26 protein-coding genes are annotated in these 26,226 nt (G+C 67.7%); 12 read left to right on the forward strand and 14 right to left on the reverse strand.

Annotated features, from left to right (window positions below):
• Positions 1-34: 34 nt before the first annotated feature.
• Both AC04MI_RS01415 and AC04MI_RS01420 read right to left on the reverse strand, forming a co-directional pair.
• The gene (locus tag AC04MI_RS01415) at positions 35-649 is read right to left on the reverse strand and encodes a TetR/AcrR family transcriptional regulator (protein WP_056057714.1); all 615 of its coding nucleotides are present in this window, start codon (positions 647-649) and stop codon (positions 35-37) included.
• 125 nt (positions 650-774) lie between these two features.
• Positions 775-1,686 (reverse strand): LysR family transcriptional regulator ArgP, encoded by a 912-nt coding sequence (locus AC04MI_RS01420; RefSeq protein WP_476496938.1) that lies wholly within the window; start codon positions 1,684-1,686, stop codon positions 775-777.
• A gap of 176 nt (positions 1,687-1,862) precedes the next feature.
• Here AC04MI_RS01420 and AC04MI_RS01425 point away from each other — a divergent pair, with 176 nt between their 5' ends.
• Together AC04MI_RS01425 and AC04MI_RS01430 are read left to right on the forward strand one after the other, a co-directional pair.
• Positions 1,863-3,200 (forward strand): D-amino acid dehydrogenase, encoded by a 1,338-nt coding sequence (locus AC04MI_RS01425; protein ID WP_056742348.1) that lies wholly within the window; start codon positions 1,863-1,865, stop codon positions 3,198-3,200.
• Between the two features lie 48 nt (positions 3,201-3,248).
• Complete coding sequence (locus AC04MI_RS01430; RefSeq protein ID WP_288852463.1) at positions 3,249-3,824, forward strand: flavodoxin family protein; 576 nt, start codon at positions 3,249-3,251, stop codon at positions 3,822-3,824.
• A 45-nt stretch (positions 3,825-3,869) separates the two neighbouring features.
• Here the strand turns inward: AC04MI_RS01430 and AC04MI_RS01435 are convergent, their stop codons facing one another.
• Positions 3,870-4,628 carry a YdcF family protein gene (locus AC04MI_RS01435; RefSeq protein ID WP_056057075.1) on the reverse strand — a complete coding sequence of 253 codons (759 nt, stop codon included), beginning with the start codon at positions 4,626-4,628 and terminating at the stop codon, positions 3,870-3,872.
• Between the two features lie 61 nt (positions 4,629-4,689).
• Positions 4,690-5,481: an alpha/beta fold hydrolase gene (locus AC04MI_RS01440; RefSeq protein WP_476496939.1), complete on the reverse strand. Its 792-nt coding sequence runs from the start codon at positions 5,479-5,481 to the stop codon at positions 4,690-4,692.
• A 104-nt stretch (positions 5,482-5,585) separates the two neighbouring features.
• Between AC04MI_RS01440 and AC04MI_RS01445 the strand changes: the two genes are divergently transcribed.
• Positions 5,586-6,107 carry a flavin reductase family protein gene (locus AC04MI_RS01445; protein ID WP_015011990.1) on the forward strand — a complete coding sequence of 174 codons (522 nt, stop codon included), beginning with the start codon at positions 5,586-5,588 and terminating at the stop codon, positions 6,105-6,107.
• Positions 6,104-6,694: an MOSC domain-containing protein gene (locus tag AC04MI_RS01450; RefSeq protein WP_436076600.1), complete on the forward strand. Its 591-nt coding sequence runs from the start codon at positions 6,104-6,106 to the stop codon at positions 6,692-6,694. The genes AC04MI_RS01445 and AC04MI_RS01450 overlap by 4 nt, the downstream gene beginning before the upstream one ends.
• Before the next feature lie 40 nt (positions 6,695-6,734).
• Here the strand turns inward: AC04MI_RS01450 and yccS are convergent, their stop codons facing one another.
• The 4 genes from yccS to minC all read right to left on the reverse strand — a co-directional run bounded on the left by yccS (position 6,735) and on the right by minC (position 11,000).
• Positions 6,735-8,933, reverse strand: a complete 2,199-nt coding sequence (yccS, locus tag AC04MI_RS01455; RefSeq protein WP_436076601.1) for a YccS family putative transporter — start codon at positions 8,931-8,933, stop codon at positions 6,735-6,737.
• 170 nt (positions 8,934-9,103) lie between these two features.
• Positions 9,104-9,370 (reverse strand): cell division topological specificity factor MinE, encoded by a 267-nt coding sequence (minE, locus tag AC04MI_RS01460; protein ID WP_056163087.1) that lies wholly within the window; start codon positions 9,368-9,370, stop codon positions 9,104-9,106.
• A gap of 2 nt (positions 9,371-9,372) precedes the next feature.
• Positions 9,373-10,188, reverse strand: coding sequence for a septum site-determining protein MinD (minD, locus tag AC04MI_RS01465; RefSeq protein ID WP_056643423.1), 816 nt, complete (start codon positions 10,186-10,188; stop codon positions 9,373-9,375).
• A gap of 47 nt (positions 10,189-10,235) precedes the next feature.
• Positions 10,236-11,000 (reverse strand): septum site-determining protein MinC, encoded by a 765-nt coding sequence (gene minC, locus AC04MI_RS01470; RefSeq protein ID WP_436076602.1) that lies wholly within the window; start codon positions 10,998-11,000, stop codon positions 10,236-10,238.
• A gap of 173 nt (positions 11,001-11,173) precedes the next feature.
• Between minC and AC04MI_RS01475 the strand changes: the two genes are divergently transcribed.
• On the forward strand, positions 11,174-12,100 hold the full coding sequence (locus AC04MI_RS01475) for a DMT family transporter (protein WP_436076603.1): 927 nt from the start codon (positions 11,174-11,176) through the stop codon (positions 12,098-12,100).
• 98 nt (positions 12,101-12,198) lie between these two features.
• On the opposite strand, the gene AC04MI_RS01480 is transcribed toward AC04MI_RS01475, so the two are convergent.
• The 3 genes from AC04MI_RS01480 to AC04MI_RS01490 all read right to left on the reverse strand — a co-directional run bounded on the left by AC04MI_RS01480 (position 12,199) and on the right by AC04MI_RS01490 (position 14,183).
• The gene (locus AC04MI_RS01480; RefSeq protein WP_288852458.1) at positions 12,199-12,402 is read right to left on the reverse strand and encodes a hypothetical protein; all 204 of its coding nucleotides are present in this window, start codon (positions 12,400-12,402) and stop codon (positions 12,199-12,201) included.
• 300 nt (positions 12,403-12,702) lie between these two features.
• Positions 12,703-12,981 carry a hypothetical protein gene (locus AC04MI_RS01485; protein WP_436076604.1) on the reverse strand — a complete coding sequence of 93 codons (279 nt, stop codon included), beginning with the start codon at positions 12,979-12,981 and terminating at the stop codon, positions 12,703-12,705.
• Between the two features lie 59 nt (positions 12,982-13,040).
• The gene (locus AC04MI_RS01490; RefSeq protein ID WP_436076605.1) at positions 13,041-14,183 is read right to left on the reverse strand and encodes an MFS transporter; all 1,143 of its coding nucleotides are present in this window, start codon (positions 14,181-14,183) and stop codon (positions 13,041-13,043) included.
• Between the two features lie 66 nt (positions 14,184-14,249).
• Here AC04MI_RS01490 and AC04MI_RS01495 point away from each other — a divergent pair, with 66 nt between their 5' ends.
• Positions 14,250-15,131 carry a LysR substrate-binding domain-containing protein gene (locus AC04MI_RS01495; protein WP_436076984.1) on the forward strand — a complete coding sequence of 294 codons (882 nt, stop codon included), beginning with the start codon at positions 14,250-14,252 and terminating at the stop codon, positions 15,129-15,131.
• Positions 15,132-15,248: 117 nt separating this feature from the next.
• Here AC04MI_RS01495 and AC04MI_RS01500 read toward each other — a convergent pair whose 3' ends face one another.
• Both AC04MI_RS01500 and pssA read right to left on the reverse strand, forming a co-directional pair.
• Positions 15,249-16,091 (reverse strand): PhzF family phenazine biosynthesis protein, encoded by an 843-nt coding sequence (locus AC04MI_RS01500; RefSeq protein ID WP_436076606.1) that lies wholly within the window; start codon positions 16,089-16,091, stop codon positions 15,249-15,251.
• A gap of 42 nt (positions 16,092-16,133) precedes the next feature.
• The gene (gene pssA / locus AC04MI_RS01505) at positions 16,134-16,760 is read right to left on the reverse strand and encodes a CDP-diacylglycerol--serine O-phosphatidyltransferase (RefSeq protein ID WP_056057700.1); all 627 of its coding nucleotides are present in this window, start codon (positions 16,758-16,760) and stop codon (positions 16,134-16,136) included.
• Positions 16,761-17,032: 272 nt separating this feature from the next.
• Here pssA and AC04MI_RS01510 point away from each other — a divergent pair, with 272 nt between their 5' ends.
• The gene (locus tag AC04MI_RS01510; protein WP_436076607.1) at positions 17,033-19,003 is read left to right on the forward strand and encodes an acyl-CoA synthetase; all 1,971 of its coding nucleotides are present in this window, start codon (positions 17,033-17,035) and stop codon (positions 19,001-19,003) included.
• An 81-nt stretch (positions 19,004-19,084) separates the two neighbouring features.
• A complete protein-coding gene (locus tag AC04MI_RS01515) occupies positions 19,085-20,083 on the forward strand; it encodes a Bug family tripartite tricarboxylate transporter substrate binding protein (protein WP_146870322.1) in 999 nt (332 codons plus the stop codon).
• A gap of 88 nt (positions 20,084-20,171) precedes the next feature.
• Here AC04MI_RS01515 and AC04MI_RS01520 read toward each other — a convergent pair whose 3' ends face one another.
• Complete coding sequence (locus AC04MI_RS01520) at positions 20,172-22,244, reverse strand: acetoacetate--CoA ligase (RefSeq protein WP_436076608.1); 2,073 nt, start codon at positions 22,242-22,244, stop codon at positions 20,172-20,174.
• Positions 22,245-22,350: 106 nt separating this feature from the next.
• On the opposite strand from AC04MI_RS01520, the gene AC04MI_RS01525 reads away from it, so the two are divergent.
• From AC04MI_RS01525 to ubiM, 4 genes are all read left to right on the forward strand, one after another.
• Positions 22,351-22,962, forward strand: coding sequence for a TetR/AcrR family transcriptional regulator (locus AC04MI_RS01525; RefSeq protein ID WP_056057057.1), 612 nt, complete (start codon positions 22,351-22,353; stop codon positions 22,960-22,962).
• Between the two features lie 248 nt (positions 22,963-23,210).
• The gene (locus AC04MI_RS01530; RefSeq protein WP_436076609.1) at positions 23,211-24,107 is read left to right on the forward strand and encodes an alpha/beta fold hydrolase; all 897 of its coding nucleotides are present in this window, start codon (positions 23,211-23,213) and stop codon (positions 24,105-24,107) included.
• A 167-nt stretch (positions 24,108-24,274) separates the two neighbouring features.
• A complete protein-coding gene (locus AC04MI_RS01535) occupies positions 24,275-24,706 on the forward strand; it encodes a hypothetical protein (protein ID WP_436076610.1) in 432 nt (143 codons plus the stop codon).
• A gap of 179 nt (positions 24,707-24,885) precedes the next feature.
• The gene (ubiM, locus tag AC04MI_RS01540; RefSeq protein ID WP_436076611.1) at positions 24,886-26,172 is read left to right on the forward strand and encodes a 5-demethoxyubiquinol-8 5-hydroxylase UbiM; all 1,287 of its coding nucleotides are present in this window, start codon (positions 24,886-24,888) and stop codon (positions 26,170-26,172) included.
• Positions 26,173-26,226: the final 54 nt, after the last annotated feature.

Here is a 26,226-nt window from a genome sequence, read left to right on the forward strand (position 1 = left end):
GCTTTTTGCTGTGTGGCCTATGAAGCCGCCCGGCTCAACGCGCCGCCAGGCCGTCAAAACAGGTGCGCACCACCAGGTCCACGATTTCGGCGTCCGAATACTGCCCGCCTTCCTTGAGGAAGCTCACCACCGGGTCGCACGCACGCGCATACAGGGTGTACAGCACCACCAGCGGCGGCAGCGTGGGGCTGATCACCCCTTGGGCCTGGGCCTGGGTGATCCATTCGCCGATCTGGTCGCTCACGGCCACCAGTCCGTTCAGGTAGTCCTTGTTGGCCATGAGTACCGCACGCAGCGTGGAGTTGCGGCTGGGCAGCAGGGGCATCTCGTTGGTCAGCAGGCGCTCTAGCGACCAGCGCACTAGCGCATGCAGCTTTTCCAGCGGGGGCATGTCGGCCGGCAACCCCGCCAGATAAGCCTGTACGCGCCCCAGGATCTGCACCATGGCGGCGCTGCACAGCTCTTCCTTGCTGCAGAAATGCTTGTACAGGCTGGCCTTGGCGATACCGACGGCGTTGGCCACGTCGTCCATGGTCATGGCGTCGAAGGCTTTTTCACCCAGCAGGCGGCAGGCGGACTGGAGGATGGCATCCTCGCGGGCCTGATGCATCTGCTCCTTGAAAGAGACTTTGGGTTGCGGCGTTTGCATGGAGTCTATTTTATACATTGCAGTAAAAAAATAAATGACTAAGTTGCAATGCAACTACGTCGTTCACGTTTTTGACAGCACAAACCGTGCCTTGCGCCCCGCATGTGGCGAACAGCAAGGCCGTGTCAGGACACCAGCGCCTGGGCCGCGGCGCCTGTCAGCGCTGCCGACAATGCATCCAGCAGCTCGGACTCCAGGTTCCAGCAATGCCAATAGAGCTGGATCGGCAGTGAGCGGCCTGGGGCCAGGTCCACCATGCTGCCGTCGGCCAGCGCCTGCCGCGCCATCAGCTCGGGCATCACCCCCACGGCCCAGCCAGCGGCCACCGCACGCATCTGCGCCTCGGAGCCCGGCACAAACAGGTGGTTGAGCGCCACGCGCTTGAGCCCGAACGCACGGGCCACAAACTCGGCCGCCATGTCGTCCTTGCGGTTGAACGACAGAAACGACACGTCGCGGAAGTTGTGGGGCGTCAGCCCCTGCGGCAGGTACTGCTGCGCGTAACTGGCCGACGCCACAGCCACATAGGGCATGGCCCCGAGCGGCACCATCTTGCAACCGCGCAGCGCCTGCTTGAGCGTGGTCACACAGCCCAGCACCTGGCCCGAGCGCAGCCATTCCTGCGTGAAATCCTGGTCGTCCACGATGATTTCGAGCGGCAGGCGCTGGCGCACCAGATCGTGCAGCGCACCCATGGCCCAGGTGGCGATGCTGTCGGCGTTGATGGCGATCGAGATGCGCTCGTCTTCGCGCGAGCCCCCCGGCGCGCTGGGCGCCAGCTCCTGCAGGTCACGCTCCAGGTCGGCGCGCAACAGGCGCATTTGCTTGGTGTGCTTGAGCAGCAGCTGCCCGGCCGACGTGGGCCGCAGCGGGCGGCTGCGCACGATGAGCACCGAGCCCACCTGCGCCTCCAGCGCGCGCAGGCGCTGCGAGACGGCCGACTGCGTGACGATCAGGCGCTGCGCGGCGCGCTCGAAGCCGCCCTCTTCAACGATGGCGGCAAGGCATTCCAGGGCGGCGGGATCGTAGGTGCTCATGGTCTCGGGCTCGAACAAAAGAGGGTTGTCTCCGCAGCGCCATTCATTAGGTGCGCTGATGTTTTTGGAGTAAGTTTAATTTTGCTTTTAGTTGAATGCAATGTCGCGCACACTGCGCCCCATCGTGTCCCGCACTGGGGCGTGTGGCACGCAAAGGCTCACAAGGCATTCCGCATATGAAAACCATTGTTCTCGGCGCCGGCATCATCGGCATCAGCACGGCGTGGCACCTGCTGGAACGCGGTCACGAAGTCATCGTGATCGACCGCCAGCCCGATGCCGCGCTCGAAACCAGCTTTGCCAATGCGGCACAGATCTCGGTGAGCTACTGCGAGCCCTGGGCCAACCGCGAGGCGCCGCTCAAGGCGCTCAAGTGGATGTTCGACAAGGAAGCGCCGCTGCTGTTTCGCCCGCAGATGGACTGGCAGCAATGGCGCTGGGGCCTGCAGTTCCTGGCACAGTGCAACGACGCGGCGTTCGAGCGCAATGTGCAGCAGATTGTGGCGCTGGGCGCCTACAGCCATGCCGCGCTGAAGGACCTGGTGAAAACCACGGGCATCGAATACAACCGGCTCGAACGCGGCATTGCCCACTTCTACACCGACCAGAAATCGTTTGACGCCGCAGGCCATGCCGTGGAGCTGATGCGCAAGCATGGCGTGCAGCGCCGCCTGGTGAGCCGCGACGAGCTGCTGCAGATCGAACCGGCCTTCAAGGCCTACGGCGACAAGATCACCGGCGGCACCTACACCAGCACTGACGAAAGCGGCGATGCACGGGTCTTCACCCAGGAACTGGCCCGCCGCTGCGCAGCGCGCGGCGTGCAGTTCCTGTACGGCCACGATGTGCTGCGGCTGAACAAGATTGGCAATGCTATTGATTCAGTAGCAGTCATGCCAAATTCCACTAGCGCAAGCGGCAAAAAAGACTTCATATTGAAGGCGGACGCCATCGTGGTGGCCTGCGGCTCGTACAGCGCTCCGCTGCTGCGCAGTGTGGGCGTGGACCTGCCGATCTACCCTGGCAAGGGCTACAGCGCGACCTTCCCGCTGCTCAAGCCCGAGGGTGCGCCCATGGTCTCCACCATCGACGACGGCAAGAAGATCGCCATGAGCCGCCTGGGCAACCACCTGCGCGTGGCGGGCACCATCGAGCTCAACGGCTGGGACCTGACACTCGACAGCTCCCTGGCCCGCGCGCGCTGCCACATGCTCTCGCGCCGCATCGAGGCCATCCTGCCCGGCGTGTGCGACACGCGCACGCCCGAGGAAGGCGGCAACCCGCAGTACTGGACCGGCCTGCGCCCCGCCACGCCCACCAACATCCCGTTCATCGGTCGCACCCGCGTGGGCAAACTCTGGGTCAACGCGGGCCACGGCACGCTGGGCTGGACGCACGGTGCGGGCTCGGGCAAGGCCCTGGCCGAGCTGATCAGTGGCGAACAGCCTGCGATGAACTTTGGTTTTCTGGGTGCCGAAGCCGTGCGCGCGCCCCGCGCTGTGGTCCCGGCCTGAGGGACGGCGCCCACCCTGCGCCTGCAGACACGGGCCGGTGCCGCTACGATGCCGGCCATGTCTGCACCCCATTACCTCTTCCTCACCACCTCCACCCGCGAACCCGGCCACCTCGGCAACACCGAATGGCTGGCGCGGCAGGCCGCAGCGGCCCTGCCTGCGGGCACGGAGCAAACCTGGCACCACCTCGCACGCATGCAGTTGCCGCCCTTTGTGGACCAGCGCCACACCAGCGGCACCTACGCCCCCCCCGAGGGCGACATGAAAACCCTGCTGGACGCCACGCTGGCCGCCAGCCACATCGTTTGGGTGGCGCCGGTGTATTGGTACAGCATCCCCTCCCCGCTCAAGACGTACCTTGACCACTGGAGCGCCTGGATGCGTGTGCCAGGCGTGGACTTCAAGGACGCCATGGGCCGCAAGACGCTGTCGCTCATCACCACCAGCGGCGACCGCACCAAGGCCCAGCCCATGATCGATTCGGTGGCGCTGTGTGCGCAGTTCCTGTCCATGACGTGGGGGGGCGCCCTGTGGGGCAAGGGCGGACCCCCGGGCGCCGTGCAGGCCGATGCGCAGGCGGTGGAAGCCGCCAGCCGCTTCCTGGTCACACCCGCCGCAGGCTGATCTGAGAGCCTGTGGACGATCTCGCAGGGGATCGTCAACGAGCTCTCAGCGGTCCAGCGAAGCACGCTGGGCCACTATGCCCAGCCATTCATGCAGCGCCAGGCTGCTGTCGGACAGGGCCGAGGCGCGGGGCAGCACGCGATAGAGCTTGCGCGACTGCCCCCCTTTGAAGCCCATGGGCGCAGGCAGCACCTGCAGCCCGGCGTGTTCAAAGTCCTTCGCCGCCCGAACCATGTGCCAGCCGTGGGTGACAAGCGCAATGCGCTCGATGCCCGAGGCCTTGAGCAGCACAGCCGATTTTTCGGCGTTGTTGCGGGTGTCGAGGGACTCCACTTCGGTCCAGCGCACGCGGCCCTTGAACTCCCGCTCCACCACGTCCTTCATCACCAGGGCCTCGGCCCGTGTGCCGCCCGTGGAGCCCCCCGTGGCCAGAATGGGCAGGCCGGTCTGCTGCTGCAGGTAGGCGGCATAGCGAACCCGCTCGCGTGCGCCCCGGCTGAGCACGTCCACCCCGTATTCGGGCGCCACGGTGTCGGCGCCGCCACCCAGCACCACGATGGCCTGCACCTTCGCCTCGGGCAACTGGCGCGGCGTGACGGCGGGGTAGCGCTCGAGGCTGCGCACCAGCGCGTCCGACACCGGCGGCCAGGACAACACCAGCACCGACAACAGCGACAGCACCACCAGCGTGTTGCCAGTGCGACGGTGGTACCGCGCCAGCCACAGACCAAACAGCGCCAGCACGATGCTGGACACCGGCGGCAACAGCAGCGCAGACAGAATTTTCTTGAGGGCAAACAACATGGAGAAAGAAGGCAGCGTTCATGCCCGGGCGCGGCGGCCGGGCGAGCCAAGATCAAAAGGGTCAGTGCAGCGTGCGCCGGTGGGCCAGAAAATCGAGCAGCGCAGCGTCAAACCCCTCGGGGTCTTCCAGCTGGGGCCAATGCCCCACATGCGGCAGCAGCACCGTCTGCGCATCGGGCAACACCTGGGCCAGCGCCTGCAAGGCTGCGGGGGGAGTGCACCGGTCCTGATCACCGCCCACCAGCAGCACCGGCATGGCCAGGTGCGCCAGCGCGGCGGCACCCCGGTCAAACGTGGGCAGGGCCTCCAGGGCGCGGCGGTAAGCGCCCGGGAACACCTGGCCCAATGCATGGCCCGCCAGCCGCACGCCTTCGGGCAGGGCGCCGGTGCCGATGCACTGCGGCACCAGGGTCTGGGCCAGTTGTTCCATGCTGCCACCCGCATCCAGGGCCTTGAGGGCCTGCTCGCGCGGTGCCACCCAGTCTTTCACGGCCTGGGCATCCAGCGCCGGGCCGCCTGCGCACAGCAACATGCGGCGCACCTTGGACGCATCGCGCACGGCGGCCTCCAGCGCCACCATGGCGCCCATACCGTGGCCGACCAGGGTGACGGGACCACAGCGCAGCGCCTCGATCAACGCCAGGCAGCTTTGTGCCAGCGCCTTGAAGGTGTAGGGCTCCACGGGCGCACTGCGGCCATAGCCGGGCATGTCCCAGGCCACAGCCCGGTAGCCAGCGGTGGCCAGGGTCTCCACCTGGGGCGCAAAGGTGAGGTGGTCGCCGTCGGCATCGTGCAGCATGAGCACGGTGGGGCCGGAGCCGAGGGTGGTGAAGGTAGGGAGCAGTGCAGCCATGCGGTGAAAAGCAGAAGTAAACCCCGCAACAGCGCAGCGGAGGGTGGCGCCTGATAATAGGTCCTGTTGCTTGCCCCCACGCCGCCACCGCTGGCGCCGCTTTTGTGAACCCATCGCTCCCCCGCCCCGCCCTCGCCCTGCCGCCGAGCTTTTCGACCCGCGAATTCCGCAATGCGCTGGGCATGTTCGCCACGGGCGTGACCATCGTGACCGCCCGCAATGCGGCGGGCGAACTGGTGGGGCTCACGGCCAGCTCGTTCAATTCGGTGTCGCTGGAGCCCCCGCTGGTGCTGTGGAGCCTGTCGCATGGCGCCAGCACCATGCCGGCGTTTGCCAACGGCTCACACTACGCCATCCATGTGCTGGCAGCGGACCAGAAAGACCTGGCCGAACGGTTCGCCACCCGCGGCATCGACCGCTGGGCCGGCCTGGAGCACCGCCCCGGTATCAGCGGCGCGCCGCTGCTGGCCGGTGCCGCCGCCACGTTCGAGTGCTTCAACCGCAGCCAGTACAAGGAGGGTGACCACACCATCTTCGTGGGCGAGGTGGAGCGCTGCGAGCACCGCGAGGGCGCGTCGCCCCTGCTGTACCACGGCGGCAAGTTCTACACCGAGCACCCGCTGTGACGGCGCCCTTCATCGTCGTACGCCACGTGAACGTCGGCTCCGCCCGCCGCCTGAAGGTGGGCGAGCGGTCGGTGCTCACCGCCATCGGCAAAACATCCGTCACCGACCCCGTGTCTGTGGGCCCACTGGGGCTGGCGGGTGACGAGCAGGCCGACCTGAGCGTGCACGGCGGTCTGGCCAAGGCGGTGTATGCCTACCCCGCTGCGCACTATGCGTTCTGGCAGGCCCAACGCCGCGAGCGGGGCGTGAGCCTGTTCGACGAGGCGCTGCCACCAGGCTTCATGGGCGAGAACCTCACCATTGACGGACCGCTGGAGCATGAGGTGTTTGTGGGCGATGAGTGGCATTTCCCGGACTGCGTGCTGCGCGTGACGGCCCCCCGCGAGCCCTGCTTCAAGTTCAATGCCGTGATGGGTTTTTCCCAAGCCGGCCGCGCCATGGCGCTGGCGGGCTGCTGCGGCTACTACCTGGCGGTGGACCGGCCTGGCACCATCGCCGCCGGGCAGACCGCCACGCTGGTCGCGGGGCAACGCGGGCTGAGCATTGCCCAGGCATTTGCGGGCAAGTTCGCCAAGCACGCACGCTGACCCGGCTGCGGCAGCATTCGCGCGCCGCACTCCACCCAGGTTATTCCGTGGTCACCAGCTGGCGCGCCTGCGCCTGCAACTGTGGGAACACCTTGCCCACCAGCTGCAGCTGCGCCGCCATGAGGCTGTGCGCGCTGGGCGCTGCCGGTACCGTGCCCCACTCGCGCAGAACCTGGGCCACTGCCGGGGCGCTGTGGGACTTGCGCACCCGGCCTGACTGCTGCGCGCGCTCCAGCTCCAGCGCCAGTTGCTGCAGGGACGCCAGCAGGCTTTGCGCCAGTTCACGCGTAGCCTCGTCCATGGGCTGGGCCGCCGCACCACCGCGCTGGGCACCCAGGGCCGAAAGGTAGTTGAGCTGGGTGTGCGACAGGCACAGGAAATGCCCCACCACCTCGGCGTTGCCACGTACATGCAAGGGCTCCTTGAGCATGGCGCTGTACGAGTTGGACAGTGCGGCATCCGCATTGTGGGCATTGCGCCGGGCCAGGCGGTAGGCCAGGTGGTCGCACTTGCCGCCCTGGTACTGCGCCAGAATCTCCCGCAGGTACAACGCCTGGGTCTGCAGCACCTGGGCGGCCAGCCGGGGCCAGTGGCGCGACTGCCACGACGGCAGCACCAGCCATGAGGCGACGGCGGCGATCACGCAGCCGACCACGGTATCGAGCAGGCGCGCGGAGATCACGCCGCTGGCCGCGCCCATCTGATGAAAGCTGAGCAGCAACAAGGTGGTGACAGCCGCCGTAGCCAGGGTGTAGCGGGTGTGCCGCGCCCCAAAAAACACCGCGCCCCCCAGCACCAGCAAGGCGGCCTGCACCAGCTCGCCCGGAAACAGCTGGATCACCGCCCACCCCAGCGCAAGCCCCATGGCGGTGCCCTTTGCGCGCTCCATCAGCCGCGTCTGCGTGGCCGCGTACTGCGGCTGGCTCACGAACACGATGGTCAGCAAGATCCAGTACCCGTGCGGATCGGCCGTGGCCTGCATGAGGGCAAAGCCCACCATGAGGGACAGGCTCAGCCGCAGGCTGTGGCGCAGCCAGGGAGACTGCAGCTGCCAGTGCGATCGCAGGCGTGTCCAGACATCGCGCAGGCTGCGGGGCTCGCGGTCAAACAGTGCGTGGTCCACCGCCACTTCGGCGTTGCCAGCTGGCAGCGCCAGCGCACCGGCAAACACACCGGCCAGCGCGGTCAGGTTGTCGGCCAACGCCTGCAGTGACCGCAACGCCCGGGACTGGGCGGGAAGGGACGCGGCACCGGCGGGCTGCGCCTGGGACTGCAGGTGCGCCACGGCGGCCTGCATGTCCTCAATGGCACGGGCCGTCACGCCCCAGTGCTGGGGCACCGACTGCGCCTCGATGGCCACCGACAGCTTGAGCGCCTGTTCGCCCAGCAGCGTGAGCACGCGCTGGCAGCGGTACAGCACGTCGCTGTGAAAGAACGACTGGGCAAGCAGGTCGTAATGCTCGTGGGACGAACTCACGCGCTCGTGCACGTCCTGCGCCGCCAGGTACTGGTGCATGGCCGTTTGCAGCCACAGCGGGGGGGCGCTCGCACCCATGCGGCTGATCAGGCTCTCCTTGGTGGCGTTGAGGGCGTCCACCACGCGGCCGTTGTGCAGTGCCAGCGCCATGCGGCGGCGCTCCAGATCCACATCCCGCACCGGCTCCAGCAACAGCGCCTTCAGGCGCAGGTATTCGCCCAGCATGGCGTAGAGCTTGGCCAGGCGGTAGCGCACCGGTGCACGCGGCAGAACGGCATGCCACAGCACCGACACCACGCCGTACCAGGCCGCACCCGCCAGCATGCGGGGGATGGCGTCACCCGCACCCGCACGGCTACTGTGGGCGGCCAGCCCCGCATAGATGAACAGGATGAGCGAACCAAAGGCAATGGCGCGGTAGCGCTCGCTCAACGCCCCCAGCATGGTAATGCCGAAGGCCAGCAGCGCCATCACCCCCATCAGCACCCAGGGCCAGGACACCGCCGCCCAGACTGCCCCCGCCATAAGGCCAAAACACGCCAGCGCCAGGCACTGCGCCCGCAGGCGTCCGCGCCAGCTGTCGTCGGTTTCGGTGAGCGCGCTGGCGATCACGCCCAGCAGCACCGGCATCAACTCGGCCTGCCAGTCGGCCCACCAGCCATAGGCCAGAACGGCGGCCAGGGCCACCAAGGCACGCGCGCCGCGCGTGACGCCTTCGTGGTTGCGTGCACGCTGCCAGCTGAGTTTCCAGGTTGTGTCCACAGGAGCCTTGTTGCCGAAAGATTAGGGATTACCCTAGTACATCCAGCAATTGTCGGGCCAAATCAGGCCACGCCGGCCCAAAAAGAAACCCTGCCGCGCAGGGTTGCGGGGCAGGGTCTGGGGCGATACCGGGGCACGATGGGAGTGCGTGGCCCGGTGGCGTTGGCTGCCTATCGCACGGTATCGGGCAGCTCGATCTTGACTTCCAGCACTTCCAGGTTGTCCTGGCGTTCCAGGTGCACCTTGAGGTCTTCAGGGTTGATCTTGACGTATTTGGAGATCACCGCCACCAGCTCTCGCTGCAGCGCGGGCAGGTAGTCGGGCTCGGATGCATTGCGGCCGTTGCGCTCGTGCGCCAGGATGATCTGCAGCCGCTCCTTGGCAACGCTGGCGGTTTTTTTCTTCTCGCCGAGCAGGAAGGACAGAAAAGAAGCCATGGCTATTTGCTCCCGAACAGGCGTTTGAAGAAGCCGGGCTTTTCGGCGTCAATGAAACGCAGCGGCTTGTCCTGCCCCAGGAAGCGGTCGATCACGTCCTTGTATGCCTCGCTCACATCGCTGCCCTGCGCATGGATGGCGGGCGTGCCCTGGTTGGACGACTGCAACACCACTTCCGACTCGGGAATCACGCCGATCAGCTTGATGCGCAGGATGTCCTGGATGTCTTCCAGGCTCAGCATCTGGCCGTCCTGCACGCGGCTGGGGTTGTAGCGCGTGATGAGCAGGTGTTCCTTGATGGGCTCGCCGCCGTCAATCGCACGCTTGGTCTTGCTGCCCAGCATGCCCAGGATACGGTCGGAGTCGCGCACCGAAGACACCTCGGGGTTGGTCACCAGCAGCGCCTCGTCGGCAAAGTGCATGGCCATGAGCGCCCCGCTTTCGATGCCGGCAGGCGAGTCGCAGACGATGTATTCAAAGTCCATCGCGGCCAGGTCCTTGAGGACCTTCTCGACGCCATCTTGCGTGAGCGCATCCTTGTCGCGTGTCTGGCTGGCGGCCAGCACAAACAGGTTGTCGCACTGCTTGTCCTTGATGAGGGCCTGGTTCAGGTTGGCCTCGCCCTGGATCACATTGATCAGGTCATACACCACGCGGCGTTCGCAGCCCATGATGAGGTCCAGGTTGCGCAGGCCGACGTCAAAGTCGATCACGGCGGTCTTGTGGCCGCGCAGGGCGAGGCCGGTGGCAAAGCTGGCGCTGGTGGTGGTCTTGCCCACGCCACCTTTGCCGGAGGTCACGACGACGATTTTGGCCATGTGTTGCTGATTCTCTGTGGGGTTGGTACGAATGGGGAATGAAGGGATCAGGCCAGCGGCTCGATGAGGAGCTTCTCGCCTTCGAGCCGCACCTGGGCCGGCTTGCCGCGCACCTCGGCGGGCAGCTCGGTCTCGGTGGTGCGGTAGATGCCTGCAATGGAGACCAGTTGCGGCTCCAGGCAGGTCGAAAAGATACGGGCTTCGGTGTTGCCCCGCGCACCGGCAATCGCGCGGCCGCGCAGCGGGGCATAGACGTGGATGTTGCCGTCAGCAATCACCTCGGCGCCAAAGCTCACCACCGCCATCACCACCAGGTCGGCGCCGCGCGCATAGACCTGCTGGCCAGAACGTAAGGGCTTGTCCACCACCACGGTGCCGGGGCCGGGCATGGGCACTTCGCGTACCACTTCCACCTCAACCTCGCGGATCACTTCACGCACCACCTCCTGCACCGGCGTGGGCGCCTCGGCACGCGCCGGAGGCGCATCGGGCGCTGCGGCCAAGCCCGCGGCGCGCGCGGCGTCCATCTGGGCGGGGCTGCCGCCGCGCACGGCCACGGGCAGGGTGTTGTGCTGGCGCAGCGCGGCTGCGATGGCGGCAAAGTCGATGGGTGCTTCGGCCTCACGCACGGGCGCCAGGTCGATCAATACAGGGTCGTTGTCAAAAAAGCCCGGGGCGTCGGCCACGCGCTCGGCCAGATCGGCTACGAACTGGGCGGCGTCGGTGGTCTTGAGCAACACCGCCACCACTGGCAGCGAGGCGCTCTTGAGGTCAAAGCTGGAGCGGGACTGCGCCGCCGTCGTAAGGGCCATGAGGGGGGATAGGAAAAAGGAGCGCGGTAACCTGTTTCAGAAGGCGCAAAGTGTACCGTGGGCCTGTGTAAGCGTCCGTATGCGCTTTTTCGGCATTCACAGCGGACTGCAAGAAGGCCAGCGGATGCACCCAGGCGACCGGCAGACCCACCGCGCCCTTTGATAATGCGCCGATGCCTTCCACCCGCAAAACACACATCGACGCCCTGGCTATCTCCCTGCTGCTCGCCTGCTGCATGTTCTGGGGCTTCCAGCAGGTGCTGGTCAAGGCCACGGTGGCTGAGGTGGCGCCCGTGTTCCAGGCCTTTGTGCGCTTTGCGCTGGCCACGGTCGCAGTAGCGGCCTGGTGCTTGTGGCGTGGTGTAGGCCTTTCCGGCGCGGGCGAGCCCGCCGGGGCCACCCGTGCCGGACTGCTGGCGGGGGCGTTGTTTGCCGGCGAGTTCGCGTGCATCTATCTGGGCCTGCAGTACACCACCGCCTCGCGGCTCACAGTGTTCTTGTATGCGTCGCCCTTCTGGGTGGCATTGCTGCTGCCGCGTTTCATCCCCGGTGAGCGCCTGCAGGGCTGGCAGTGGCTGGGCCTGGCCGCTGCGTTTGTGGGCGTGGGGCTGGCGCTGGGCGACGGGCTGCTGGGCCATGCCAGCACGGCGCTGCCCAAAGGCTGGCTGGGAGATCTTCTGGGACTGGCTGCGGGCCTGATGTGGGCGCTGACCACGGTGGTGATCCGCACAACGCCCCTGGCACGCGTGGCGCCTGCCAAGCAGCTTTTCTATCAAGTGGCGGTGAGCACGGCGGTATTGCCAGTGCTATCGCTGGGCCTGGGTGAGGCCTGGGTCTGGCAGTTCAGCGGCTTTGCCTGGGGATCGCTGCTGGTGCAGGCGCTGGTGGGTGCGTTTGTGAGCTACCTCGCCTGGATGTGGATGCTGGCGCACTACCCGGCGACCAAGATCTCGGTGTTTGTGTTCCTCACGCCGGTGTTTGCGCTGCTGTTTGGCGCGCTATGGCTGGGTGAGCCCGTGACGCCCGGGCTGGTGGCGGCACTGGTGCTGGTGGCGGCGGGCATCGTGCTGGTGAACCGGCGGCCTGTGGTCGCGCAGTAACCGTAACAAAAGAGATTCATAAAAACACCGCCTAGCGCCTGACCAGTAAGCGCTTACAGCTTCAATTTTAATAGCAATTCGTGTGCTGGCAGGTATCGTCAGCCAACCCGACTCAGTGCATACCGCGTATCCAGCAACACCTGAATGCGCGCACCCAGCGCGGCGCCTTCATCGTCCTCCAGCCGTGTGAACTGCTGGGTCCAAGCCTCAGACTGCGCAAAATTCGGAAACCGGGGCGGTTCGCCCCACAGCCAGTCCGGGTGGGTGGCCCGGGGGCTTCGCCCAAATACATGCAGGTGCATCTTGCGATGCAGTGCGGGGGTTTTGGGCCTCAGAGCCTGTTCAAAGTCTTTTTGAAGTCGCACAAGTACCTTGCCGGGATGGAATGCTAGGCGCGGTGCGCTGCCGATAGCCCGTGCTATCGGCAAGCGCCGCAACGCCGCAGACCGCCCGGCAAGGCACTTGCCCGAAGGGTTGGAGTGAAATCGGGCGATTGGACGCCCCGACTGCTTGCATGGGCACGAGCCCATGCGGCGCACCCGAAGCATCCACTCATCCCGAGTGCACTCCAATGCGCTCTCCAAAAAGACATTGAACAGGCTCTAGGGATGGGCCAGCGGGTTCAGCGCGTTGTTGCCCGCCTCCCAGTAGTTCAGGCAGCCTCCGGCGAGCTGCGGCAAGGTGTCGAGCATGGCCCGGCCCGTGGCGGCCACCAGGCATGACCAATGCGCCAGCTCTTCGGGCGTCAGCTCGCTGCGTTCCCAGACGGGGCGCGGCGGGTGCACCAGCACATGCCCGCCATCGCTGCGGTGGTTCATGGGCCGCGCGGGCAGGTCGACCGTGCCACCAGCACAGCGGATCAATGTGGTGTGGATGTCCAAGGGGAGTTCTCCAAAAAAAGAGGATTTGTGAGAAAAAGCGATGGTCGATGCGCAGACGATCAATCGCCGCGCGGCGCCCAGCAGGCGATGGCCGTGGCCGACAGCAGCAAGGCTGCGACGCCATACACCCAGGCGGACGGCGCAATGGGCAGCAGCACACCCGCCAGCACCGGGCCTGCACCGGCGCCCAGGTCCCGCCACACCGACCGCGTCGCCAGCGCCTGGATGCGCCCCGGTCCCGGTGTGCGGCGCGCGACCAGCGGCGGCAACAGGGGTAGCAGCAGGGCTCGCAAAATCACGATGGTCAGTGCGCTGGTCCACAGCCACCCCAGGCCAAAACCCACCAGGGCCAGCGACGTGAGCACCGCAAAACCCACGAGCAGCACTTCGGCGCCATAGCGCTCGGCCAGGTCGCCACCCACCACACTCAGCGCGATCTCGGCCAGATAGCGGACCGACAGCAGCATCCCCGCCACAACCACCGGATGGCCCGACAGCACATCGCGGCCCAGGTACGACAGGCCGATGATGAACAGGCCGTCCAGCACCAACCCCTCAACGAACGAAAAGCGGTCCAGGCGACCCGGCAACCTGTCCCAGCGCTTTGGCGGTGGCGGCAGAGCATGCGGCTGGGCGGGCAAATGCCGCGTGGCCAGCAAGGCGCACAACGCGACGGCGGCAAACACCCAGAAGATCGCCCGGGGCTCCCACCACAGCGCGCAGACACCCCCCGCAGGCAGGGCCAGCATGGGCCCCAGCGCTGCAAAGGCGCGCGACTGTCCGGCGCGTCGCGCTGCGCCCAGAGGCTCGGCCGTGGCCAGCGCCTGCGTCGCGAGGTTCAGCGCCGCAAAGGCCAGGCCCCACAGCAGCCGCAGGCCCAACAAGGCGATGAAGCCGCTGAGGGTGGCGTACCCCAGCGCACACGCGGCGGCGGCCAGCACGGCCAGCGAGCAGGTGAGACGCTCGCCATGGCGGGCATAGAACCGCGCCACCGCCCCGTAGCCCGCAATGCGCACGAGGCGGTTTGCGGCCAGCAGAATGCCCGCCTCGAACAGGGTGACGCCAAACGCCGGGGCAAACATCGGCAGCAGCAGGTAGAGCACCGTGTCCCCAGGCAGTGCAAGGCCGAGCGCCAAGGCAGCGCGGCGCGAGTGGAGGTCTGAGGCAGAGGGGTTGGCTGGAGGCTGTGGCATGGCCCGCATGGTGCGCGGCGGTGCCCGGCGCGACAAACGATATTGCTGCGCGCCATGCGTGACAAAATTGCACGCATGTCACCCCGCCTGCCCCCGCTGAATGCCGTCCGCGCCTTTGCAGCAGCGGCGCGCCACCAGAGCTTTACCCGCGCCGCGCTGGAGCTGCACGTCACCCACAGCGCCATCAGTCGCCAGATCAAGGCGCTGGAATCCCACCTGGGCGTGGAGCTGTTCGAGCGCAAGACGCGGCAGGTGATGCTCACGGCGGCAGGGCATCAGTTTCACGCGCAGGTCGGGCCTGCACTCGCGCAGATCGGCGCCGCCGCCCAGTCGCTGCGGGGCGATGCCGGGCTGCGCAGCGTCAAGATCAATGTGCGGCCCAGCTTTGCGGTGCGGTGGCTGATCCCCCGGCTGCCGGGTTTTGTGGCCCAGCATCCGGACATTGAGCCCCAGGTCATCACCAGCACGCTGGCGCCGGACCATGCCACCGAGACCTTCGACCTGGCCCTGCGGCGCGGCCCACGCGGTTGGCCGCCGGGCATGCAGGTGCAGCCGTTTCTGGAGGACGAGGCGCTGGTGGTGGGCGCGCCTGCCCTATTCGCCCAGCGCCCGGTGGCGCAGCCCGAAGCGTTGTCGTCCCATGTGCTGCTGCTGTCCAAATCGCGCAGCAAGGACTGGGAAAGCTGGAAGAAGCTGGTGAACGCGCCAAGGCTCCAGCCCGCCAGCTGCCTGCAGTTTGACCACCTGCACTTTGTGCTGCAGGCCGCCGTGGATGGACTGGGCTTTGCGGTGGCACCGGTGTCGTTGATCACCCACGACCTGGCCTCGGGGCGGCTGGTGTCGCCCCTGCCCACCTTGCGGCTGCCGCTGACGCGGCACTACCTGGGCATGGCGCCGGACCCGTCACCGGAGACGCTGCGTTTTGTGCAGTGGCTCCAGGACGAGATCAGCGCCTGAGCGGGAGGCCGGGCAGGGCGCACAGAGCCCCACGTGCTCGGCTTGCCCGATTTCTGCACAAATCGGGCGGTAGCGCTAGTGAATCATGTGCCGGCAGCTATATTTTCAATAGCAAAATCATTCACCATCGCCCATCCACCGTGCCGTTCCCGACACGCGGATGGAGCTGCCAGCCACCGGCCCGATCTCGGCCCGCAGGCGCGAGCGCATGCCCATGTCTTCGCCCTGCACCACGTCAATGGCACCGCCGTGCGGCCAGCCCAGGTCGCGCAGGTAGCCCGCCAACGCGGCCGTGGCGGCACCCGTGGCCGGGTCTTCCAGCACGCCGCCCGACGCAAAGGCATTGCGGGTGTGCAGCAGCCGGTCGGACTCCACCCACACCAGCACGATGGTGACCAGCTTGGCGTTCACCATCAGCGTGCGGCCAACTTCCAGCGCGTAGTGCATAGCCGCCAGTGCCTCGCGACTGCGCAGCGCCAGCACCAGGTGGTCCGCACCGCCGTGGATGAGCGCGGGCGGAATGCACGGGTCCAAATCGACCGCACTGAGGCCAAACAGGGCCAGCGCATCGGCCAGCAGCGCCGCTGGCACAGGCCCGCTGCGCGTGGGGGGCGACTGCAGCGCCGCCTGCACCAGATCGCCCGCGCGACGGCCTTCGACCGTGATCTCGGCCTGGCTCAGCGACAGCGCAAACACGCCGTCTCCCTCGCGCTGCGCGAGCGCGGCGCCCAGGGCAATCGTGGCGTGGCCACAGAAGGGCACCTCGCTCTCGGGCGCAAAGTAGCGCACCCGCCAGCGGCCATCGCCCAGCGGGGCGGCAAACGCAGTTTCAGAAAAACCGACCTCAGCGGCGATGCGCTGCATGTCTGCGGGGCTGGGCAGCGCGTCACCGATCCATACGCCGGCGGGGTTGCCGCCCTGGGGGCCGTCGGAGAACGCTGCGATTTTTTGGAGTGCCATGGTGTTCAACATCCACAAAGAAAGGACGCGCTAGCCAGCGGCTCAGAGCTTCGGAATCCGAATCCGGCTGATCATCAGCGACCCCGACACCGCAAACAGCAGCACCAGCGGGTGCAGCGTGAAGCCGCCGATCAGCAGCTTGCCAAACCACAGGTTCTCGCGCACTGCGCCCAGCCAGGCGGCCAGGGCCAGCAGGCCCACCAGCACGATGGAGGTGGGGATGGGGGTGCCCTCGAAGTATTTGACCTTGCCATCGTCGCCCGACAGGGTTTCGGCGGTGACGTTGTAGCGCGCCAGGCGCGACACGCCGCAGGCCACAAAGTAGGCCAGCACGATGCGGTCGTACAGGCCCTGCATGCCGCACCCATAGGCAATGATGGCCGGGGCCACGCCAAACGAGATCACATCCGCCAGCGAGTCCAGCTCGCGGCCCATGGCCGAGCTTTTCTGGCGCCAGCGGGCGATGCGGCCGTCCAGCACATCAAAGATCAGCGCGGCCAGCACCAGGGCACATGCAAAGTACACATGCACCACATTGCTGGTCTCCAGGTACGACATGACCGAGAACAGCGCGCCCACGCCGCAGACCGCGTTGCCCAGCGTGAACCAGTCGGCCAGGTGGAACTCACGGATCATCGAAAAACGTTTGGGCGGCTGCGGTGTGTTCATGAAGTAAAGGCGCGCAGCGGGGCGCGCAGTGGCAATCAACAAGGTCCATTATGGGTGTGCTGCAGCGTCACCGGCGCGTCAAGAGCCTGTTGTCCATCGCGCAGCGGATCGCCTGTATGCCCTGAAGACCTGCCCTGACATCTGCGTGACTGCTTTTGCGCTGGCACACGGACAGACTGTGGGCAAGCGGCGACGGCCGCCAGGTAGGACGACGCCGCATATGTGCACCGTCGGTGACCGACCTGATTCCCCACAAGACCCGAGACAACCCCATGCGCCACCCCTCGTTGCCCCCACTGCACAGTCCTTTTGCCCCGGGTGCCCCGGTGCGCAGCCTGCAGGATGTGGAGCGGATCGAAGCCCGCCCCCTGGCCGAGGCGCTGCCGGTGCAGAGCACCTACGAAATCTTTGTCAACTCGGCCGCAGCGTTTGGCGACAAGACAGCGCTGAGTTTTCTGCCCACGGCCGACCCGACTGTTGAACCCATCCGCTGGTCGTATGCGCAGCTGCTCACCGGCATCCACCAGACGGCCAACCTTCTGTACCACCTGGGCGTGGGCCCGCAAGACGCCGTGGCCGTGCTGCTGCCCGGCTGCCTGGAATACCACCTGGCCCTGTGGGGCGGCGAGGCGGCGGGCATCGTGCAACCGCTCAACCCCATGCTCACCGACGAGAAGATCGCGGCCATGATGACCCTGGCGGGTGCAAAGGTGCTGATTGCCTATGGCGGCGAAGGTGATGTGGGCTACTGGAGCAAGGCGCTGCGCCTGCGCGCCCTGGTGCCCACGTTGACCACCGTGCTGCGCGTGGCCCCGCACGATGAAGCCCCCGAAGCAGCGCCTGCCCTGCCCGCTAGCGTGGTGGATCTGGCTGCGCGCCAACAGCACCCCGGCGACCACCTGGTGAGCGGTCGCCACATTGCTGCCACCGACATTGCGGCCTACTTTCACACCGGCGGCACCACGGGCGCGCCCAAGCTCGCGCGCCACAGCCACGGCGCGCAGGTGTTCACCGCCTGGGGCAGCGTGCAGATGCAGGGCATACGGCCCGAGGACGTGGGCATCAACGGCTACCCGCTGTTCCATGTGGCAGGCGTGCTGCCGGGCTCGCTCGCGGCGCTGTCTGCGGGGGTGGAGACCATCATCCCCACCACCGGCCTGTTCCGCAACCGCGAGGTGATCGCCAACTACTGGCGGCTGGTGGAGCGCTACCGCTGCACCTACCTGTCCGCCGTGCCCACGGTGCTGGCGGCACTGGCCAATGTGCCGCTGGGCGGCGCCGATATCTCCACGCTGCGCTACTGCCGCACGGGTGCTGCCATCCTCGCGCCCGAGCTGGCAGCGCGGTTTGAGCGCCTGTTTGGCCTGCACATCCACGAAAGCCTGGGCATGACGGAGATGGCGGGCATCTCCACCATCACCCCACCGGGCGTCAACGCGCCCGCAGGCTGCGTGGGCTGGCGGCTGCCGTACACCCAGCTGCGCATCGTGGCGCTGGATGCGCAGGGCAACGCGTCCGACCAGGACCTGCCGCCCAGCCAGCCGGGCATGGTGCTGTTCCAGTCGCCCAACCTGTTCTCGGGCTTTCTCGATGCGGCCGACACGGCCAAGGCGTTCACGCCGGACGGCTGGCTGGCCACGGGCGACCTGGGCTTTGTGGACGAGCAAGGGCGCCTACACCTGAGCGGCCGCTCCAAGGACCTCATCATCCGCAGCGGCCACAACATCGACCCCAAGGTGATCGAGGACGCGCTGGGCTCCCACCCCGCCGTGCAGCTGTGCGCCGCCGTGGGCGCGCCCGATGCTTATGCGGGCGAGCTGCCCGTGGTCTACGCCACGCTGGTGCCCGGTGCACCGGCTGTGACCGAGGCCGAACTGCTGGCCTTCACCGCCGAACGCGTGGACGAGGCCGTGGCCCGCCCGCGCTGGGTGCAGGTGCTGCAGACCATGCCCGTGACCAACGTGGGCAAGATCTACAAGCCCGATCTGCGCCAGCGCGCGGCCTGCCACACGGTGCAAGCGCTGGTCGATGGGGTGTGCGGACAAGCCACGGACGGCCTCCGTCCCCAGGTACAGCCCGAGGGCGACAACGCCGTGCGCGTGACCGTGGCCCCGGGCCCCGACGCCGACGCCGACGCGCTGCAGGCCCGCCTGCGCGAAGTGCTCGCGCCCCTGCCCCTCACCGTGCGCGTCACCACCGGCCCCGCCCCAGGGGCCCCAAGACCGCATAAGCCCATGGCGTGACAGCCAGGCTCCGGCCCACCACCATGTCTGGTGGAGCCCGTTCGATTTCTCATTGCTAATAACCACGACAGGAGACAACGCATGCCCTTCCCCCTGACCCGCCGTTCCTGGCTCGGCGCTGCCGCGCTGGCCGCTGCCACCGCCTGCACCGGCACCGCCGCCTGGGCGCAGGCCGCCTACCCCAACAAGCCCATCAAGGTGGTGGTGCCCTTCGCCCCCGGCGGCGCCACCGACGTGCTGGCGCGCGTGCTGGCCGAGAAGATGGCCGTGGGCCTGGGCCAGCCCATGGTCATCGACAACAAGCCCGGCGCGGCCGGCATCATCGGCACCGACGCGGTGGCCAAGGCCGCGCCGGACGGCTACACCCTGCTGCTGGCGCTGAGCAATTCGATGCTCACCAACCAGTTCCTGTACACCAAGCTGCCCTACAGCCCCGAGAAGGACATCGCGCCCATCTACCAGATCGCCATCGCGCCCCTGGTGCTGGTGGCCCACCCCAGCGTGCCGGTGGCCACGGGGCCTGAGCTGCTGAAATACATCGCCGCCAACAAAGGCAAGGTGGCCTATGGTTCTTACGGCACGGGTGCCTACCCGCATCTGGCCGGCGCGTACATGAGCCAGTCGCAGAACGCCGACATGAGCCACGTGGCCTACCGGGGCGAGGCGCCCATGGTGCAGGACCTGCTGGGCGGGCAGATCCAGATTGCTTTTGCGAGTGCACTGCAAGTCAAGGCGCACATCGACGCCGGCAAGCTCAAGGCCATTGGCGTGAGCGGCGAGCGCCGCATGGGCACGCTGCCCAACGTGCCCACACTGGGCGAACAGGGCCTGAACGACGAGGCCTACCGCGTGGCGGGCTGGCTGGCGTTTGGAGCCCCCGCAGGCACACCGCCCGCCATCCTGGAGCGCGTTGCGGCCGAGGTGCGCAAAGCCACCGAGCATCCCGATGTGGCGCAGCGCATCACGGCCATGGGCTTTGACGTGCAAAAGAGCTCACCGGCTTTGTTCACCGCGGCCATGAACAAGGAACGCCCGGTGTGGGAGCGGCTGATCAAGGCGTCTGGCGCGAAGCTGGACTGACTCCCTGGGGTGCAGCACGCCTCAGCGCCGCACTCACTCTTGCACCCAAACAAGGCGCTAGCGCTTATTCAATAAGCGCTATCAGCTATTATTTTTGGAGCACACTCGCCCGCTGCGCCGCAAACGCCACATACCAATCCAGGCATCCCGGGTTGGCCATCGCGTCCTTGTTGACCACCTTTTCGATGGGCTGGCCCAGCAGCAGTTTCTTGATGGGCAGCTCCTGCTTCTTGCCGCTCAAGGTGCGTGGCACCTCGGCCACGGCAAAGATGTCGTCGGGCACAAAACGTGGGCTCAGGGCCGTGCGCACGGCGCCGTTGATGCGCGCGCGCAGGCCATCGTCCAGCGCGTAGCCGGGGCGCAGCACCACAAACAGCGGCATGTAGCTCTCGCGGCCCAGGTATTCCAGGTCCACCACCAGGCTGTCGAGCACTTCGGGCAGCGATTCGACCGCGCTGTAGATCTCGCTCGTACCCATGCGCAGGCCGTGGCGGTTGATGGTGGCATCAGAGCGGCCATAGATCACGCAGCCGCCGTTGGCGCCGATCTTGAGCCAGTCGCCATGTCGCCACACCGCGCCCATGCTCGCGGGGCCGTCGCCACCGCCGGGCTGGCGGCCGTGGCCTGCGGGGTACATGTCGAAATAGCTCGACAGGTAGCGGCTGCCGTCCTTGTCGCCCCACAGAAACAAAGGCATCGACGGAATGGGCTGCGCGCAGACCAGCTCCCCCACCGCGTCCTGCACGGGGCGGCCTTCGGCGTCCCACGACTCCACGGCCGCGCCCAACATGCGGCATTGCATCTCACCAGCGACTTGTGGCATCTCGCGGTTGCCGCCGATGAAGGCGCCGCAGAAATCCGTGCCGCCCGAGATGTTGTTCCACCAGATGTCGTGCGTGCCCAGCGTCTCGAACTGCGCCGTGCCCCACTCCTGCACCTCAGGCGACAGCGGCGAACCGGTCGTTCCCAAAGCGCGGATGCGCGTCAAGTCGCCATAGTCCGCGAGCGTGATGCCCGCCTTCATGCAGTTGGCAAAAAACGCCGCGCCCGCACCGAAGAAGGTCACGCCCGTCTCGGCCGCAAAGCGCCACAGCACGCCCCAGTCGGGGTGGTCCTTGCTGCCGCCGGGGTTGCCGTCGTAGATCACGCAGGTGGTGCCCGACAGCAGGCCGCTGAGCTGTGCGTTCCACATCACCCAGCCCGTGGAGCTGTACCAGTGGTAGCGCTCGCCAAAGCTGTTGGCCTCGTAGCTGCAGCCGATGTCGTTGTGCAGCACCTTGAGCTGCAGCGCCACCAGCACCGTGCCGCCGTGGCCGTGCACGATGGGCTTGGGCAGGCCGGTGGTGCCGCTGGAGTAGACGATCCACAGAGGGTGGTCAAACGGCAGCCACATCGGCTCGAAGGCCGCCGTTTCTGCATCGTTTTGGGCGGTAGCGGTAGTCCAGCTTGCCCAGCCAGCTATTGAAACAGAAGCATCCAGATTGCCCAGCAGCACCGCGTGCTGCACGCTGGGCAGGGCCTCGCGCAGCTCGGCCAGCATGGGGCGGCGGTCGTGGTCGCGGCCGCCATAGCTCACGCCGTCCACGCCGATCAGCACCTTGGGCTCGATCTGGCGGAAGCGGTCGAGCACCGCATGCGTGCCCATGTCCGGCGCGCAGATGCTCCACACGCCGCCGATGCTCACCGTGGCCAGGAAGGCGATCATGGCCTCGGGCACGTTGGGCAGGTAGGCGGCCACGCGGTCGCCGGGCTGGATGCCCTGGGCCTTGAGGTGCAGCGCCAGCGACGCGACCTGGCGGCGCAACTCAGGCCAGCTCAGTTCGCGGTGCTGGCCCTTTTCGTTGCGACTGATGATGGCGGGCAGGCCCGCCGCGTGGGCGGCATCCACATGCCGCAGCGCCTGGCGTGCGTAGTTGACCTGCGCACCGGGGAACCACAAAGCGCCGGGCATGGTGTTCTTTGCCAGCACGGCCGTGTGGGGCGTGGGCGACTGCAGCTGGAAGTAGTCCCAGATGCTCTGCCAGAAGGCGTCGAGGTCGGTGGTGGACCAGCGCCACAGCGCGTCGTAGCTGTCGAACTGCAGACCGCGCTGGTCGCGCAGCCAGTTCTGGTACAGGCGGATCTGGGGAATGTAGGGCGGGGTGTTGTGTGTTGTCTCCATGGCGACGCAGCGTACCAGCGGCGCCCGGCAGAGGCCAGCCACACCCGTCGCCCGGTTGACAGCGCGGGGATTGTCTTATTTCGCACAATCGTGCTAAATTGCGCCCATGGACGCCAAAACCCAGAAAGCCGAACTCACCCGCGCCGCCATCGTCGGCGCGGCGCTGGACCTTGCTGCGGCCGAGGGGCTGGAGTCGATCACGCTGCAGGCCGTGGCCGACCGCGTGGGCCTGTCCAAGAGCGGCGTGTTTTCGCGGGCCGGCTCGCGCGAGGCGCTGCAAAAAGCGGTGATCGAGGAGTTTGGCCGTCGCTTTCTGGCCGACGTGTTCGTGCCCGCCATGCAGCAGCCCAAGGGCCTGCCGCGCCTGCAGGAGATCCTGCGCCGCTGGATTGCCCGCACGCGCGACGTGGAGGCCTTCACGGGCTGCATCTACACCGCAGGCGCCTTCGAGCTGGACGACCGCGAGGGCGAGCTGCGCGACCTGCTGCACGCTGAAATCACCCGCTGGCGCGCCGCATTGCGCCGCACAGTGATCCAGTCCATCGAGGCCGGGCACCTGGCGGCCGACACATCCCCCGACCAGCTGGTGGGCGAGATCTATGGCCTGATCATGGGCTTGTTGCACGACGTTCGCTTCCTGCGCGATCCGCAGGCAGTGGCACGCACCGAGGCGTCCTGGGCGCGCCTCGTCAAGAGTTATCTCCCCTCCCCCGCTTGATACGCGGTGGTGTGCCAGGGAGTGCTCTTGTTTTTTTATGCCCCAATTTCGCACAACCGTGCGAAGAAAGGAACCACCATGTTGATCATCCTGGGCATTGCCGCCATTGCGGCCGCAGTGGGCGCCATCCGGTCGCTACGCAGCACCCTCACCAGCCTCCCGCGCAGCAACCGGGACTGGATCTTTTACTGACCGTCCACCCGGTCCACCTCCCCCATCTACCCCCATCTCCCTCCTGGAGTCCCACCATGAACACCTCCCCATCCGCCGCGCTGCAGGCCCCGTCCAGCTTCTACGGCGAGCACCCCGGCATGCGCCTGCTGCGTGTGGCGCTGGGCACGGCCGAACGCCTGTGGCCCACCTTGGCCGTGCGCGCGGCCTACCGCTTGTTTGGCACGCCCCTGCCCCTGCGCAAACCGGGCCGCAGCGCCGTGCCACCGGGCCACTGGCGCACGGAGCGCCTGGCGTTTGAAGACGCCGAGATCACGCTGTACCTGCCCCAGGCCCAGCCGCACGGCCCCACGGTGCTGCTGCTGCACGGCTGGGGCGGGCATGCGCGCCAGATGCTGCCGCTGGCCGACGCCCTGGCCGCCCGCGGCCTGCGCCCGGTGCTGGTGGACCTGCCCGCACACGGCGGCAGCCGGGGCCGCGTGAGCAACCTGCCGCAGTTCGCCCGTGCCATCGAATACGCCACCGCCCGCCTGCACGCGCAGGACTCGGCGCCCCACGCCGTGGTGGCCCATTCGCTGGCGGCCAACGCAGCGGCCCATGCGGCCAGCCGGGGCCTGGCCACCGGGCGGCTGGTGCTGCTGGCGCCGCCCGCCTCGCCGCACGAATACACGCGCCTGTTCGCGCAGGTGTTTGGCCTGTCCGAACGCACCCGCGCCGCCATGCAGCGGCGCATCGAGGCGCGCGAGGGCATCCTGATGCGACAGTTCGAGCCCCCCGCCGTGGGCCCGCGCATTGCACTGCCCACGCTGGTGGTGCACGACCGGGGCGACCGCATCAACCGCTTTGCCGACGGCGAGGCCTACCGCGACCACATTCCGGGTGCCGCGCTGCTGGCCACCGAGGGGCTGGGGCACCGCAAGATCCTGCAGCAGGCGGAGGTGCTGCAGGCCGTGGCCGACTTTGTGGCGGCGTAAGCGCCGGCCGGTGGTGGCAGACGGGTCGCGCGCCCCGCCGGAATCAGCCGGTGACAGGCAGCCTCTATCATCCGCACTCGACCGCCTTCCTGGAGGCGCCCTGCCGATGAATCGCTGGTGCCCGCACCAGCGGCCCCTGCTGCCTGTTGCTACCTGCCGTGTCTCCCATGTCCACTCTCCTGTCCGCCTGGCCCGCCCTGGTCCTGTTGTTGCCCGCGCTGTGGCTGGTGTCGGCGATCGTGTTCCTGGCCAAGGGCAACCGGCGGGCGTTTGCACAGCTGATGGCCCTGCTGGCCTGTTTTCTGATCGGCGCGCTGCTGATGGAGTTCTTCACCTTCATGGGCGCCCTCATGGCCCGCTCGGGCACCCAGCACGCCACGCCCACGCTGGGCACCGGCACGCGCCAGTTGCTGGAGACCATTGCCAACCCGCGCTCCATCACCGCACCACCGCTGTCGCTGGCGGCTTTTGCGGCGTACAGCATCCCGGCGGGCTACCTGTGGCTGTTGGTCACCTGGGTGCTGCACCTGCGCGGCAAGAAGGCAGGCCCGGCCAAAAAGAAGTCCAGCAAAACCCCGCGCAAGGCAGCCAGAGACTGAGTTCGGATTGTTTTAGCCCCCAGGCGCTAGAACCATATGCCTTAGCAGCTATTAATTAGATAGCGCCACCACGCCATGGCTTGACGCAGGGCAAAGCGTGCCCAGACCCGCCCGCCCACAATGGCGCGCGGCCTCCCCGACCCGGGGCGGGCCCCTTGTCACCCTGTATTCATCCCGCCATGACCACCCACCACAGCGACGTGCTCATCGTCGGCGCAGGCCCGGCGGGCCTGTCGCTGGCCATCTCCCTGGCGCAGGCCGGGTTCACCGCCACCGTGGTGGAGCAGCAGGGCGACCGCGCGCTGGCACAGCCCGCACCTGACGGCCGCGAAATCGCCCTCACCCACCCCAGCCAGGCAACGTTGCGGCGGCTGGGCAGCTGGGCGCACCTGGCCGACCACGAGGTGGGCCAGATTGCCGAGGCCCAGGTGCACGACGGCCCGCTGGGCCGCCACAGCGCGCTGCAACTGAACGCGGCCAGCGGCACCCACGGCGATGTGTCGGCTCCCGGCGCCCTGGGCTTCATCGTGCCCAACCACGCGCTGCGGCGCACGGCCTACGCGGTGGCTGCGAGCACCCCGGGCGTGCGCCTGCTCACCGGCACCCAGGTCACCCGCGTGGCCGCGCTGCCCGGCCATGCCGAGCTGGACTGCGTGCCCTCCCACACGGGCCCTGGCGACCACGCCACGCCCCAGCGCCTCACGGCCCCGTTGCTGGTGGCCGCCGACAGCCGCTTCTCGGCCACGCGCCGCCAACTGGGCCTTGGCGCGGACATGACCGACTTTGGCCGCACCGTCATCGTCTGCCGCATGCGCCACGCACTGCCCCACGGCAACGTGGCGCACGAATGTTTTGGCTACGACCGCACACTGGCCGTGCTGCCCCTGCCCGATGACCCACAGACTGGACAAGCGCTGTGCTCGGTGGTGGTCACGGCGGGCGCGGCCGACGCCGCCGCGCTGATGGCCCAAAGCCCCGAGGCTTTTGCCACCCAGGTGCAGGCCCAGTTCAACGACCGGCTGGGACCCATGGCGCTGGTGGGCGAGCGCCATGCCTACCCGCTGGTGGCCGTGTATGCCCAGCGCTTTGCGGGCCACCGCTGCGCGCTGCTGGGCGACGCCGCCGTGGGCATGCACCCGGTCACGGCGCATGGCTACAACCTGGGGCTGGCGGGGGTGGAGCGGCTCACGGCCGCGCTGGTCAGCGCCCGCCAGCGCGGGCAGGACATTGGCAGCGCCGACGCCCTGGCCCCCTACGCCCAGGGCCACCACCGCCACGCCTGGCCCATCTACCAGGGCACCAACGCCATCGTGCGCCTGTACACCGACGCCCGCCCGGTGCCCCGCCTGCTGCGGCAACTGGTGCTGCAGGGCGCGCGGCGCCTGCCACCGCTGCAGGCGGCCATCGTGGGGCAGCTGACGGGCAAGGCACCCCAATGGATGCGCGCACTGACGCTCAGGCCGTAGCCAACCTCTGCAACGGGCGCGCCCCACGCCAGCGCCACCGTGCAACTGGCTGTG

This window comes from Acidovorax sp. LjRoot204 (genome assembly GCF_056175785.1).

Bases quoted from the DNA above. Each gene is read 5' to 3' on its own strand.
- AC04MI_RS01415 (WP_056057714.1), bottom strand. From the start codon at position 649: ATGCAAACGCCGCAACCCAAAGTCTCTTTCAAGGAGCAGATGCATCAG.
- AC04MI_RS01420 (WP_476496938.1), bottom strand. From the start codon at position 1,686: ATGAGCACCTACGATCCCGCCGCCCTGGAATGCCTTGCCGCCATCGTT.
- AC04MI_RS01425 (WP_056742348.1), top strand. From the start codon at position 1,863: ATGAAAACCATTGTTCTCGGCGCCGGCATCATCGGCATCAGCACGGCG.
- AC04MI_RS01430 (WP_288852463.1), top strand. From the start codon at position 3,249: ATGCCGGCCATGTCTGCACCCCATTACCTCTTCCTCACCACCTCCACC.
- AC04MI_RS01435 (WP_056057075.1), bottom strand. From the start codon at position 4,628: ATGTTGTTTGCCCTCAAGAAAATTCTGTCTGCGCTGCTGTTGCCGCCG.
- AC04MI_RS01440 (WP_476496939.1), bottom strand. From the start codon at position 5,481: ATGGCTGCACTGCTCCCTACCTTCACCACCCTCGGCTCCGGCCCCACC.
- minE (WP_056163087.1), bottom strand. From the start codon at position 9,370: ATGGCTTCTTTTCTGTCCTTCCTGCTCGGCGAGAAGAAAAAAACCGCC.
- minD (WP_056643423.1), bottom strand. From the start codon at position 10,188: ATGGCCAAAATCGTCGTCGTGACCTCCGGCAAAGGTGGCGTGGGCAAG.
- minC (WP_436076602.1), bottom strand. From the start codon at position 11,000: ATGGCCCTTACGACGGCGGCGCAGTCCCGCTCCAGCTTTGACCTCAAG.
- AC04MI_RS01475 (WP_436076603.1), top strand. From the start codon at position 11,174: ATGCCTTCCACCCGCAAAACACACATCGACGCCCTGGCTATCTCCCTG.
- AC04MI_RS01480 (WP_288852458.1), bottom strand. From the start codon at position 12,402: ATGCACCTGCATGTATTTGGGCGAAGCCCCCGGGCCACCCACCCGGAC.
- AC04MI_RS01490 (WP_436076605.1), bottom strand. From the start codon at position 14,183: ATGCGGGCCATGCCACAGCCTCCAGCCAACCCCTCTGCCTCAGACCTC.
- AC04MI_RS01495 (WP_436076984.1), top strand. From the start codon at position 14,250: ATGTCACCCCGCCTGCCCCCGCTGAATGCCGTCCGCGCCTTTGCAGCA.
- AC04MI_RS01500 (WP_436076606.1), bottom strand. From the start codon at position 16,091: ATGGCACTCCAAAAAATCGCAGCGTTCTCCGACGGCCCCCAGGGCGGC.
- pssA (WP_056057700.1), bottom strand. From the start codon at position 16,760: ATGAACACACCGCAGCCGCCCAAACGTTTTTCGATGATCCGTGAGTTC.
- AC04MI_RS01510 (WP_436076607.1), top strand. From the start codon at position 17,033: ATGCGCCACCCCTCGTTGCCCCCACTGCACAGTCCTTTTGCCCCGGGT.
- AC04MI_RS01515 (WP_146870322.1), top strand. From the start codon at position 19,085: ATGCCCTTCCCCCTGACCCGCCGTTCCTGGCTCGGCGCTGCCGCGCTG.
- AC04MI_RS01520 (WP_436076608.1), bottom strand. From the start codon at position 22,244: ATGGAGACAACACACAACACCCCGCCCTACATTCCCCAGATCCGCCTG.
- AC04MI_RS01525 (WP_056057057.1), top strand. From the start codon at position 22,351: ATGGACGCCAAAACCCAGAAAGCCGAACTCACCCGCGCCGCCATCGTC.
- AC04MI_RS01530 (WP_436076609.1), top strand. From the start codon at position 23,211: ATGAACACCTCCCCATCCGCCGCGCTGCAGGCCCCGTCCAGCTTCTAC.
- AC04MI_RS01535 (WP_436076610.1), top strand. From the start codon at position 24,275: ATGTCCACTCTCCTGTCCGCCTGGCCCGCCCTGGTCCTGTTGTTGCCC.
- ubiM (WP_436076611.1), top strand. From the start codon at position 24,886: ATGACCACCCACCACAGCGACGTGCTCATCGTCGGCGCAGGCCCGGCG.